Source organism: Roseomonas aerilata DSM 19363 (assembly GCF_000711725.1).
In the GTDB taxonomy this organism is placed as follows: domain Bacteria; phylum Pseudomonadota; class Alphaproteobacteria; order Acetobacterales; family Acetobacteraceae; genus Roseomonas; species Roseomonas aerilata.
Window position 1 is genome coordinate 148588 of record NZ_JONP01000003.1, and the last position, 11663, is coordinate 160250.

At 72.1% G+C, this 11663-nt stretch carries 10 protein-coding genes and 1 riboswitch; of the genes, 3 read left to right on the forward strand and 7 right to left on the reverse strand.

Features of this window, described 5'->3' with window-relative positions:
* Window positions 1-25: 25 nt before the first annotated feature.
* The 4 genes from BO39_RS32445 to BO39_RS05010 form a co-directional block, all read right to left on the reverse strand.
* Complete coding sequence (locus BO39_RS32445; RefSeq protein WP_052401533.1) at window positions 26-646, reverse strand: BPSL0067 family protein; 621 nt, start codon at window positions 644-646, stop codon at window positions 26-28.
* Window positions 647-1001: 355 nt separating this feature from the next.
* Complete coding sequence (locus BO39_RS05000) at window positions 1002-2969, reverse strand: TonB-dependent receptor plug domain-containing protein (protein ID WP_043830642.1); 1968 nt, start codon at window positions 2967-2969, stop codon at window positions 1002-1004.
* A 140-nt stretch (window positions 2970-3109) separates the two neighbouring features.
* A riboswitch (cobalamin riboswitch) is annotated at window positions 3110-3333 on the reverse strand.
* A gap of 57 nt (window positions 3334-3390) precedes the next feature.
* The gene (locus tag BO39_RS05005) at window positions 3391-4032 is read right to left on the reverse strand and encodes an exopolysaccharide biosynthesis protein (protein ID WP_052401534.1); all 642 of its coding nucleotides are present in this window, start codon (window positions 4030-4032) and stop codon (window positions 3391-3393) included.
* Window positions 4033-4139: 107 nt separating this feature from the next.
* Complete coding sequence (locus tag BO39_RS05010; protein ID WP_245614965.1) at window positions 4140-5108, reverse strand: Bug family tripartite tricarboxylate transporter substrate binding protein; 969 nt, start codon at window positions 5106-5108, stop codon at window positions 4140-4142.
* Window positions 5109-5212: 104 nt separating this feature from the next.
* On the opposite strand from BO39_RS05010, the gene BO39_RS05015 reads away from it, so the two are divergent.
* Window positions 5213-5827: a DUF1194 domain-containing protein gene (locus tag BO39_RS05015; protein ID WP_043830643.1), complete on the forward strand. Its 615-nt coding sequence runs from the start codon at window positions 5213-5215 to the stop codon at window positions 5825-5827.
* A 96-nt stretch (window positions 5828-5923) separates the two neighbouring features.
* Window positions 5924-7036: a 2-aminoethylphosphonate--pyruvate transaminase gene (locus BO39_RS05020; RefSeq protein WP_043830930.1), complete on the forward strand. Its 1113-nt coding sequence runs from the start codon at window positions 5924-5926 to the stop codon at window positions 7034-7036.
* 42 nt (window positions 7037-7078) lie between these two features.
* Here BO39_RS05020 and BO39_RS05025 read toward each other — a convergent pair whose 3' ends face one another.
* Window positions 7079-7747, reverse strand: coding sequence for an OmpW/AlkL family protein (locus BO39_RS05025; protein ID WP_043830645.1), 669 nt, complete (start codon window positions 7745-7747; stop codon window positions 7079-7081).
* A 100-nt stretch (window positions 7748-7847) separates the two neighbouring features.
* Window positions 7848-8828, reverse strand: coding sequence for a Bug family tripartite tricarboxylate transporter substrate binding protein (locus tag BO39_RS05030; RefSeq protein WP_043830647.1), 981 nt, complete (start codon window positions 8826-8828; stop codon window positions 7848-7850).
* A gap of 127 nt (window positions 8829-8955) precedes the next feature.
* Between BO39_RS05030 and BO39_RS05035 the strand changes: the two genes are divergently transcribed.
* The gene (locus BO39_RS05035) at window positions 8956-10626 is read left to right on the forward strand and encodes a formate--tetrahydrofolate ligase (protein WP_043830649.1); all 1671 of its coding nucleotides are present in this window, start codon (window positions 8956-8958) and stop codon (window positions 10624-10626) included.
* 17 nt (window positions 10627-10643) lie between these two features.
* On the opposite strand, the gene BO39_RS05040 is transcribed toward BO39_RS05035, so the two are convergent.
* Window positions 10644-11612 (reverse strand): Bug family tripartite tricarboxylate transporter substrate binding protein, encoded by a 969-nt coding sequence (locus BO39_RS05040; RefSeq protein WP_043830650.1) that lies wholly within the window; start codon window positions 11610-11612, stop codon window positions 10644-10646.
* Window positions 11613-11663 lie beyond the last annotated feature (51 nt).

The window sequence follows — 11663 nt, forward strand, 5'->3', positions numbered from 1 at the left end:
CCGGACGCCGTCGTTCCGGCGTGAATCAGGTCGCGTGCCCGACCACGTGGAAGCGCTCGCCGGTGTTGGACGGAGAGGCGCCAGGCCTTGCCCAGGCGATGGTGCGGATCGCGGCGGGCTTCCCCACCCACTGGTCGAGAACCTGAATCCCGCTCTCGTCCTGGCCGAGATAGATCGCGGCGTGGCTGCTGCCGTCCTCCGCGTTGGTGTAGCGGCCCGTGCTGTTGAAGGTGGCGATGATCGTGCCGGGTTGGAGCGAGGTGTTGCCGCGCACGGCCTCGCCCCGCGTCCAGCCGGCCGTCTTCCCCACCTCGGGCTTCGCCGCCTGCACCAGCGCGACGCACTGCCCGGAGCCGGTCGACCGGCCGATATACTTCCCGTAGTCCGATGCCATGAAAGCCTTCGGGAAGCGCGAGGCAGCGGCCGGGAGGGCGCCCGGGGAGGCCTCTGCCGCGCGCGGCTTGGCGGCCCCGCTGTTGAAGCCTTCCTGGAGCTTCAGGAGGGACTCCATCGCGAGGAGCTCCAGCGCCGGAGAGGCGCCGGCGAGGGCCGGAGGCAGGTTCGGGACGCTGAAGCCACCACCGCGGGACACCGGGGCGGCGCCGACCTGCGGGGCAGGGCCCGCGACCGGGCGGACGGCGTTCACGGCGCCCCCCGCGACCGGAGGTAGCGGGAGGGAAGGGCGCCCGCGCCTTGCGGCCCCGCTGAAGGCGGGCCGCCGCGGCGACGCCGCCCCAGCCGCCGGCGCCCATAGGAGGGGAGAGCCGCCCCTTGCCGTCGAGCCTGTGGAAGATCGAGGTGATCCCGGCCACGAGGGCCGCGACCTCCTTCGAACCCCGAACCCAGGGTGGACACCTTCCGCCTCCCATCACGTGACGGGGACATTCAAGCGATAAAGCCTTGCCGTATCGTGAAGAAGTCGCGCTTCCCGGCGGGGCCGCGAAAACGGTGAGCAGCGCACGGGGACGGGCGCCCCCGTCCGTGGCCTTCGGGAGGGCGCCTCAGAAGCGGAAGCGGGTTCCCACCAGGGCCGTCCGTCCCGCGATGACGAAGCCGTTCGCGGGCTCGAAGCGGCTGTTCGTGAGGTTGCGACCCTCGGCGAAGAGCGCGACGGGCTCGGTTACCTGCCAGGTGGCCGTCAGGTTGAAGACCGTGCCGGCCTTGTTGTCGCGGGCGGTGGTGTAGGCGCTTCCGTTATCCCGGTAGGAGGCGAAGGCGCCCTCCTGCGAGCGACCGTAGAGGACGAGCTCGGGTGCGACCGTCACGGCATCGGCCAGGCGCAGGCTGGCGTTGAGCGCGAGCTGCTGCTCGGGGCGGCGGGCCAGGCGCTCGCCGCTGCGGGCGTCGCGCGCGTCGGTGACGGTATAGGCGGCGCTGGCCGTCAGCCAGCGGGCCGGGCGCAGCGTCGCCGTGAACTCCCCGCCCTTGATCCGCGCACGGTCGACGTTCTCGAGCGAGGTGAAGGCGGCGTCGTAGTTGATGAGGTCGTGGATGCGGTTCGCGAAGTAGGTGGCGCCGAGGGTCGCGAGGTCACGCTGGCCAGCGAAGGGCACGTCGAACTCGATGCCTGCCTCCCAGCCCTCGGAGGTTTCGGGGCGGAGGTTCGGGTTGCCCTGGAAGAAGCCTGTGATGACGCCGTAGCGCTGGTAGAGCGAGGGCGCCTTGAAGGCGGTGCCATAGGCCGTGCGGAGGCGGGCCGAGATCTCCGGCAGGGCCAGCACCGCGCCAAGGCGGTAGGTGACGTGGCTGCCGTAGTCCTCGGCATCGTCGTTGCGGATGCCGGCGGTGAGGTCCAAGCGGCGGAGGAGCCGCACCTGGTAGCCCGCGTGGACGGCGGTGTTGCTGGCCGCCGCGTTCGTCGTGGTGCGGAAGAAGCTGCCGCCGGAGGCCTGGCGCACCTCCTCGCGCTCATGCGTCAGGCCGAAGGCGAGCTGGCTTGCGTCGAAGGGACCGGCATCGGGCAGGCGGAGCTGGTTGCCCCAGTCATAGACCGTCCGCTCGCCGCGATAGAGGTCGTCGGTCGTGGCGGAGGAGAGGCTGTCAGGCAGGTTCGTGTAGCGGCGGCGGTCCCGCGTCTGCGCGATGCGGAAGCCCGTAGTCCAGGCGTCGATCGGGCGCGCCTCGGCGCGGAGCTGGCCGGTGAAGCGACGGTCGTTGAAGGAGTAGTTGGGATCGTCGGCCGGCACGTTGTCGAGGCCGCCGGAGTTGTCGCGCCAGTTGAACAAGCCCTCGACGCGCAGGCGCTCGCTCGGCGTCCAGCCAAGGCGGGCGGTGCCGGTGAGGCCGCGGAAGCCGTCCCGCTCCCCGGTGTTCGCATAGAAGCGGCCGGGCGTCGCGTCGGTGCCGCGGGTGGAGAGGCTGCGGAGCGAGAGAAGGTAGTCGAACTGTCCGACCGTGCCCGCGATGCCGCCACCGCCGCGCAGCGTGCGGTTGCTGCCGCCGGCGAGTTCGCCGAAGGCCTCGATCGGGCGATCGGCGGGGGCGCGGCGCGTCACGATGTTCACCACGCCGCCGATGGCGCCCGATCCGTAGAGGGAGGAGGCGGGGCCGCGCAGCACCTCGATCCGCTCCACCTCCAGCCCCAGCAGGTCGTTGCCGAAGTTGAAGGCGCCGTTGGGCTCGGAGGAGTCGTTCACGGGCACGCCGTCCAGCAGCACGAGGGCGTGGCGGGAGGCGGTGCCGCGGATGAAGGCGCTGGACGGCTGGCCAAGGCCGCCGGACTGGATGAGGGAGAGGCCGGGGACGGAGACGAGCGCCTCCGCCAGGGTCTGGTAGCCGCGCTCCTCGATCGTCTGTCGGTCGATGACGGTGACGCTGCCGGGCACGCGCTCGATCGGCGTCGGGATGCGGGTGGCGGTGACCACGGTTTCCGTGACCGCGGCGCTCGGCTGGTTCACGGGAGGCGTCGGCTGGGCCAGGGCGGCGGGCGCGGCGAGGGCGGTGAAGGAGAGAAGCAGAAGACGTCGCATCGGGGTTCCCCAGGCGAGCGGACACGATCTGCCGCGCGACCCCGAAAGGGCCACGCGACGGTGGACGCGGTTCCCGCATGCGGAAGGGGCGGATCGCCCCCCGTATGTCCGTTGCGCCGGTGCACCTCGCCCGGCACGCGCGAGACAGCTCTGCGCCGGCCGGTCTCCTGGCTCGCGGCCCTCCTTTCGGAACCGGCCCCCGCCTTCTCGACACCCGGGGGTGGCAATGGCGATTGGGGGCCGGAAAGGGCCGCCTACAGTTGCGAGGGCAGCTGCGGATGGGCGCCCCGGGCCCGATGGACCCGCGACGCGTCGCGCATTCCCGTTTCAGCCCTTTCGGGCCACCGGCGCATGGCCGGCTTCTAGCGCGCGACGGGCGGGGCCGGGAGGGGGTGTGGCGGAAGCCGCGCGCCTGTGTTCCTCAGAACACGAAGCCGATCGCCCGCACGCCCATCCAGCCGATCACCGCCAGCACGCCCGTCGCGAAGACGCAGCCGAGCACGGTGAGCAGGATGCCCCATCCCATGGTCTTGCTGTCGTGCTCCACCAGGCCGAGCGCCATGACGATGTTGCCGAAGGCGGGCGGGCCGTTGGTGCCCGGGCCGGGCAGGATAAGCATGATGGCGACATAGACCGTCAGCCAGCCGAAGAGCCTGTCGCCGAAGGGGGTGGTGAAAGGACCGGGGCGGGGGCGGACGTAGCACTCGATCTTTCCCAGCCACTTGGAGGAGGCGCCGGCCAGGCGCAGCAGGTCGTCGCGCTTGATGGACTGCCGCGCCATGAAGGCCGGCAGCCGCGGCACGCGGCGCCCGAGGCCCATCTGGGCCCCCAGCAGCAGCATGGGCATGCCGAAGACGGTGGCCATGCCCGGCAGGAGCGAGGGCAGCAGGAGCAGGAGGATGAGGAGGCCGAAGGCGCGGTCGCCGAAGGCCTCGGACATCTCGCCGAGGGTGATCCGCTCGCCAGGGCAGGCGGCGGCGACCTCGGCGATGATGCGGGAGATGGGGGCACCCTCGCGCTCCTCCAGCGGGGCGGGAGGAGGCGGGATCGTCGGAGCATCCATCGGCGGTGTCCTGTTCCCTCGCGTGGCGCGGCGGCTTCCATGCCGCGCCGGCCCGGGCCCTTCTGCCCGGCGCCCGCACGCCCGTCCATGGGCGAGGCGGCGCACCCCTATTCCGGCTGGAACCCGGCGAGGCGGAGCAGCGCCGCGTTGCGGGCCACGTCGTCGCGGATGAAGGTTTCAAGCGTGGACTGGCTTTCCACCACCGGCTCGAAGCCGAGGGAGGCCAGGCGCTGCACCGTCTCGGGCTCGCGCATGCCTTCCGTCACCGCCTCGTGGAACCGGGCGACGATCTCGGCGGGCAGGGCGCGGGAGCCCCAGACACCGTACCAGGAGTAGAACTCGAAGCCGGGCAACCCGGCCTCGGACAGGGTCGGTAGTTCGGGCGCGAGGGCGGTGCGGGCCGGGGTGGCAATGCCCAGGCCGCGCACCTGCCCGCCGCGCACCATCGGCAGCATCGCCAGCACCGCGTCGAGCATCAGCTGCGCGTTGCCGGCCGCGACGTCCGACAGGGCGGGCGCCGTGCCGCGATAGCCAACGATCTCCACCCGCGCGCCGGTCACGCGATTGAACTCGATGGCGCTGAGGTGGCCGGCGGCACCGAGGGAGGAGACGGCGAAGCTCCATTTCGAGGGATCGCGCTTCGCCGCCTCCACCACCTCGGAAAGGGTCTGCTGGGGGCGGCGGGGGTCCATCACAAGCACCAGGGGGCCGCGGGCGGTGCGGGAGAGGGGGACGAAATCGGCCACGGGGTCGTAAGGCGCGGCCTTCATCACCTGCCGCGCCATGGGGTGCACGCTGGCCGAGCCGAGGATGGTGTAGCCATCGGCCGGCGCCTGCAGCACCGCAAGGCTGCCGATCGCGCCGTTGCCGCCCGCACGGTTCTCCACCACCACGGGCACGCCCAGCCGCTCCCCGATCTTCTGGGCGGCCAGGCGTGCCATGGCATCGGTGGCGGCGCCGGGGGTGTAGGGGACAACCATCCGGATGGGGCGGTTGGGCCAGGCGCCCTGGGCGTGCAGCGCGGGCGCCGCGAGGAGGGTGGGGGCAGCAGCGAGGACGGAACGGCGTTTCATCATGCGGATGGCCTCCACCGGCAAGGGACCAGCCGATCCTGCCCCGCAACGCGACCGCCTTGCCAGCGGCCCTTTCGCCCGGGCGGGCGCTGCCCCACCTTCGGCGGATGCGGGACGTGGACATCGCGCTGTGCCTGGCGGTGGACGCCTCCTCCTCCGTCGATCACGACGAGTTCGGGCTGATGATGGTCGGGCTGGCCGAGGCCTTCCGGGATCCGCTGGTGGCCGCGGCGGCCACGGGCGGACCGCGCGGGGCGGCCGTGGTCTCCGTGATCCTGTGGTCCGTGACGCAGGAGGTGGCCGTGCCATGGATGCTGGTGGCCGATGATTCCGGGGCGGCGGCGCTGGCAGAGGCGCTGGACGCCGTGCCGCGGCTCGTGCCGCCAGGGGCGACGGCGCTCGGGGAGGCGATGAGGGCGGCGCTCGCCCTGCTGGCGGAATTTCCGGGGCAGGCGGCGCGGCTGGTGATCGACGTTTCCGGGGACGGGGCGGGGAATGCCGGCATCCCCTCCGCCCCCGTGCGGGACGCCGCGGTGCGGGCGGGAGTGACGGTGAACGGGCTGGCCGTGGTGAACGAGGAGCCGGACCTGCCCGCCTACTACGCCGCGGAGGTGATCGGCGGGCCCGGTTCCTTCGTCATGGAATGCCGCGACTATGCCGAATTCACGGAGGCGATCCGGCGCAAGCTGGTGCGGGAGTTGCGCGGGGCGCTCACCGCCTAAGGAATCGACGGACAATGTGACGGGGGCGGGTTGTCCCGCCGCGGTGCGCGGGTGCAGCTTGGCTCGCGCACCCCTTCAACGCCCAAGGCCACCGGCATGATTTTCCTCACTCCCGGCCCCGTGCAGACCCGCCCAGAAACGAGGGCGGCCATGGCGGTCGATATCGCTCCCTGGGACCGCGACTTCGGGCCGGAGTACGCCGGCATCCGTGACCGCGTGCGCGACATCGCGGGCGGCCTGCCCGGCGTGCACGCGACCCTGCCGCTGCAGGGCGCGGGGCACTTCCTCGTGGAGGCCGCGATCCGCACCTTCGTGCCCATTGGTGGGCGAATCCTCGTGCCAAGCAACGGCACCTATGCCGACCGCATGATGCGCCTCGCGCGCGAGGCCGGGCGCGAGCCGGTGGCACTGCCGGTGCCCGACACGCGCGGCGTACGCGCCGAGGAGGTGGCAGCGGCTCTGGCGGCGGACGAGACGATCTCCCACGTCTGCATGGTCTATTCCGAGACGGGCAGCGGCATCGTCAACGACCCCGCGGCGGTGGGCGCCGCCGTGCGCGCGGCGGGGCGGCGACTAATCCTGGACGCCGTCTCGGCCTTCGGCGCGCTGCCCTTCGACCTGAAGTCGCAGCCGGAATGCGACGCGGTGCTGTTCACCTCCAACAAATGCCTGGAGGGGATGCCCGGAATCGGCTTCGCCGTCTGCCCCATGGACCGGACGCGCGGGCAGGCAGGCCAGGCGGGATCCTGGTGCTTCGACCTCGGCGACGTGCTGAAGCACGCGGAGCGCTCGGGCTGGGGTTCTTTCCGCTTCACCCCGCCGGTGCAGGCGCTGCACGCCTTCGCCGTCGCGCTCGACCTTTACGAGAAGGAGGGCGGGCAGGCCGCGCGGCTCGCGCGCTATGCCGGGAACATGCGCGTGCTGCGCGCGGGAGCGGAGGCGTTGGGGCTGGTGCCGTATCTCGACGCCGAGCACCAGGGGCCGATCATCCTGACGCTGCACCAGCCGGAGACGCCGGGCTTCACGCTGCAGGGTTTCGTGGAGGCGCTGAAGGGACGCGGGGTGATGATCAGCAACTTCTTCACGACGCAGTCGCCGACGATCCGCATCGGCTGCATCGGCGCCGTGACGGCCGACGACATGCGGGTGGCCTTGCGCGCGATGGGGGAGGCGCTGGAGGAATTGGGCGCCGCGCGCAAGGCGGCCTGAACGCGAAGGGGCCGGGGGGACGCATCCCTCCGGCCTTCAGGATCAGAAGCGATAGCGGACGCTGGCGCCGACGATCCAGGGATCGATGTTCGCGTGGCCGGTGATCAGGCCGCTGTTCACGCTGACATCGGGGCGCAGCCAGAGCTTCTTCGCGTCGACGTTCACGAGCCAGCGCGGGGAGACCTCCACGTCGAGGCCGAAGTTGACGCCGTAACCGAAGGCATTGTCGATCGCGACCTTGTTCACGGGCGCGGTGCGCGCGCCGCTTTCGCCGTAGAAAATCGTGTAGTTCAGGCCCGCGCCGATATAGGGGCTGAAGCGCGCCGCCGGAAAGGGATGGAACTGGAGGTTCAGCGTGGGTGGCAGGGCCCAGACGCGGCCAAGGTCCACGTCGCCGAGCGCGCTGTTGCGGACGTGCACGTCATGGCGCGTGGTGGCCGCAATGAGGTTCAGCGAGAGCTGCGGCATGATGAAGTAGGTGAGGTCGAGCTGGCCCGTCACGGTGTCGCTCGCCTCCGGCTTACCGCCGATGAGGCTGACGCGGCCACCGCCCTCGGGCAGCACGCCGATGAGGCCGGCGCCGAGCACGATGTCACCGGCCCTCTTGCCGCGAACGGGCTGGCTGCCGAAATCCTGGGCCGCCACCGGGGTGGCAGCCAGCGCGGTGCAGGCCAGCAGGGCCGCGGCCAGGGCACCGATACGTGTGGTCATAGCATCCTCGTTTCCACGGGCAGCAGGTCGCCGCCACCGGATACGGGCTACGCCCCGGCCGAACGTTCCACCTTGATTTGAATCAATGAAGCGTCATGGGTCAGCCGGCAGTGATGTTCGCCCGGCGCACCACCTCGCGCCAGCGGTCGATCTCGGCGCGGTGGAAGCGGTCGTAGTCCTCGGGCGTGGTGGGCACGACGTCGAAGCCGATCGCCTCCAGCCGCGGGCGCACCTCGGGGTGGAGCAGCGCGTCTCGCAGCGCGCCGGCCACGCGGTCGCGCAGCGGCAGCGGCATGCCGGCCGGCGCCATGAAGGATTGCCAGGAGGTGACGACGAAATCCTCCAGCCCCGCTTGCTTCGACGTGGGCACGCCCGGCAGCACGGGGTGCGGCTTGTCGCTCGTCACCATCAGCGCACGCAGCCGCCCGCCGGCAATGTGGCCTGCGACGGTGCCGAGGTTCTGGAAGGAGATGTCCACGTTGCCCGCGATGAGGTCGGTCGCGGCCGCGGCGCCGCCGGTATAGGGCACGTGGGTGATCTCCGTGCCCGTGCGCAGCTTGAACAGTTCCGTCGTCATCTGGTCTGAGGAGCCGACGCCGGAGGTGGAGTAGGAGGCGCGGCCGTTCCGTTCCTTCAGCCAGGCGATGAGCGAGGGCATGTCGCGCGCCGGGTGCTTCTCGTTGACGACGAGCACGTTCGGCGTGGTGACGGCGAGCACGAGCGGCGTGAAGTCGCGCAGCGGATCGTAGCCGAGGTTCGGGCGCAGCGCCGCGTTGATCGCCCAGACGCCGATGGAGCCGACCATGAGGCTGTGCCCGTCCGGCACTGCCCGCATGACCACGCGCGCCGCGACCTCCCCGTTCGCGCCAGGGCGGTTCTCGACGACAACCGGCTGGGGCAGGGCCTGCGCCATGCGGTTGGCGGCGGCACGGGCCACGATGTCGGAGGGGCCTCCGGCGACAAAGGGCACCAGGACCGAGACGGGGCGGGTGGGCCAGGAATCCGGTGCCTGGGCGCGCGCCGGCGGGGCCAGCAGCAGGGCGGGGACGGCCAGCAGGGCGCGTCGGGTGGGGCGGGGCATCTGGTTTCACTCCCTGGCTTGTTTTGCGGGCAGCATGGCACCTCCCTGCGGCCCCGGCCAAGCGCCCCCTGCTTGCCCGGGCGCCGGGCCTGCCTTAACCCGGGAGGGACGGGATGGCAGGGAACGGATGAACACGGATCTGGAGATCGCGCGGGCCGCCACGCTGCGCCCCATTGCCGAGATCGCCGCGCGCGCGGGCATCCCCGCCGAGGCGCTGGAGCCCTACGGACGCTACAAGGCGAAGATCGGCACCGATTTCCTGCGGGCGCAGGAGGGCCGGCCCGATGGGGCGCTGGTGCTGGTGACAGGCATCAGCCCGACAGCGGCCGGGGAAGGCAAGACCACCACGACCATTGGGCTGGGCGACGCGCTCGTCGCGCTCGGAACGCGCACGATGATTGCATTGCGCGAGCCCTCGCTCGGCCCCTGCTTCGGGGTGAAGGGCGGGGCCACCGGCGGCGGGCGGGCGCAGGTGGCGCCGATGGAGGAGATCAACCTCCATTTCACCGGCGACTTCCACGCGATCACCAGCGCGAACAACCTGCTCTCCGCGATGATCGACAATCACATCCACTGGGGGAATGCGCTCGACCTCGACGTGCGGCGCATCGCCTGGCGGCGGGCGATCGACATGAACGACCGTGCGCTGCGGCTGGCGGCGCTCGGCCTTGGCGGCGTCGCTAACGGCTTCCCGCGGGAGGACGGGTTCGACATCACCGTGGCGTCCGAGGTGATGGCGATCTTCTGCCTCGCGAAGAACCTCGATGACCTGCGCGCGCGGCTCGGGCGGATCATCATCGGGCAGGCGCGGGACGGGCGGGCGGTGACCGCGCATGAATTGAAGGCGGACGGCGCCATGGCGGCGCTGCTGCGCGACGCGCTGGCGCCCAACCTCGTGCAGACGCTGGAGGGCAGCCCGGCGCTGGTGCATGGCGGGCCCTTCGCGAACATCGCGCACGGCTGTAACAGCGTGATCGCGACACGGCTCGGGTTGCGACTGGCCGATGTCGTGGTGACGGAGGCGGGCTTCGGCGCGGATCTCGGCGCGGAGAAGTTCCTCGACATCAAGTGCCGCATGGCCGGCCTCTCGCCCGCCGCCTGCGTGGTGGTGGCGACGGTGCGCGCGCTGAAGATGCATGGCGGCGTGGCCAAGGCGGCGCTCGGCACCGAGGACGTGGCGGCGGTGCGGCGCGGCCTTTCCAACCTCGAGCGGCACGTGGCGAATATGGGCAAGTTCGGCCTGCCCGTGGTGGTCGCGCTGAACCGCTTCACGAGCGACACCGATGCCGAGATCGCGGCCGTGGAGGAGGCGATGGCGGCGCTCGGCACGCGCGCGATCCTCTGCACGCACTGGTCGGACGGCGCGGCGGGCGCGGCCGATCTCGCGCGGGCCGTGCAGGGGCTGATCGCGGAAGGCGCCGCGCGGTTCCGTCCGCTCTATCCCGACGAGATGCCGCTGGCCGAGAAGATCGGCACCATCGCGCGCGAGATCTACGGCGCGGCGGAGGTTGCGCTGCCGCCCGCCATCGCCACGCGGCTCAGGCGCTTCGAGGAGGCGGGCTTCGGCCGCGCGCCCGTCTGCATCGCGAAGACGCAGTACTCCTTCTCCGCCAACCCCGCGCTGCTGGGCGCGCCGAGCGGCCATGTTCTGCCGGTGCGGGAGGTGCGGCTCTCGGCCGGCGCCGGCTTCGTGGTGGCGGTCTGCGGCGACGTGATGACCATGCCGGGCCTGCCCCGCCACCCGGCGGCGGAGACGATCGGGCTGGACGCGGAGGGGCGGATAGAGGGGCTTTTCTAGCGGCCGCGCGCCCGCCCCTATCCCGGCTGGATCCCGCGCTCCCGGATCACGCCCGCCCAGTCGTCCATCTCCCGCGCGACGAAGGCGGCGAAAGCGGCGCGCGGCATCGGCGCGGGTTCGGTGCCGTCGCGGCGCAGGCGCTCGGCGATGGACGGCTGCTCCAGCATAGCGCGGACGGCGGAGTTCAGCCGGTCGAGGATCGGCGTGGGCGTGCCGGCGCGGGCGAAAAGGCCGAACCAGTTCTCCGCCGCCAGCCCCGGCATTCCCGCGGCTTCCGAAAGGGTGGGAATCTCCGGGGCGGCAGGGCTGCGGGCCTCGCCGGTATAGGCCAGCGCGCGCAGCTTGCCCTCCCGCACCAGGGGGAGGGCGGAGGAGGGGTTGTCGAACATCGCCTCCACATTCCCGGCGATGAGGTCGGGCAGGGCAGGGCCGGTGCCGCGGTAGGGCACATGGGTGAGCGGCGCGCCGCTGCGCTGGGCGAGGATCTCGATCGCGAGATGGCTCATGGAGCCGTTGCCGGCAGAGGCGAAGTTGATGGCCCCGCGCGCCCGGGCAAGGGCCAGAAGCCCCGGCACGTCGCGCGCAGGAGAATTGGCGGGCACCATCAGGACCAGGCCGTTGCGGACGAGCATGGCCACGGAGGCGAATTCGGCACGGCTATCATAGGGCAGGCGGGGGAAGAGGCCGGGGTTGATCGCGAAGGGGGCGCCGGCCACGAGCAGGGTGTGGCCGTCCGGGGCGCTCCGGGCCAGCTCGGCCGTGGCCAGCTGGGTGGCAGCGCCTGGCTTGTTCTCCACCACGACCGGGCGGCCGGCGGCGATGCCCTGGGACAGGTGCGTGGCCAGGAGGCGGGCCGCGAGGTCGGCAGTCCCGCCGGGCGCGACCCCCACGAGGACCGTGATGCCGCGGCGGGGCCAGGCCTCCTGCGCCCGGGCGGGACTGGCGGCGAGGGCTGGGAGGGTGGCGAGAAGGGGGCGTCGGCGCATTCCCGCATCATGGCAGGCCGAGCGCGGCTTGGAATGGCGCCGCGTGTGAAA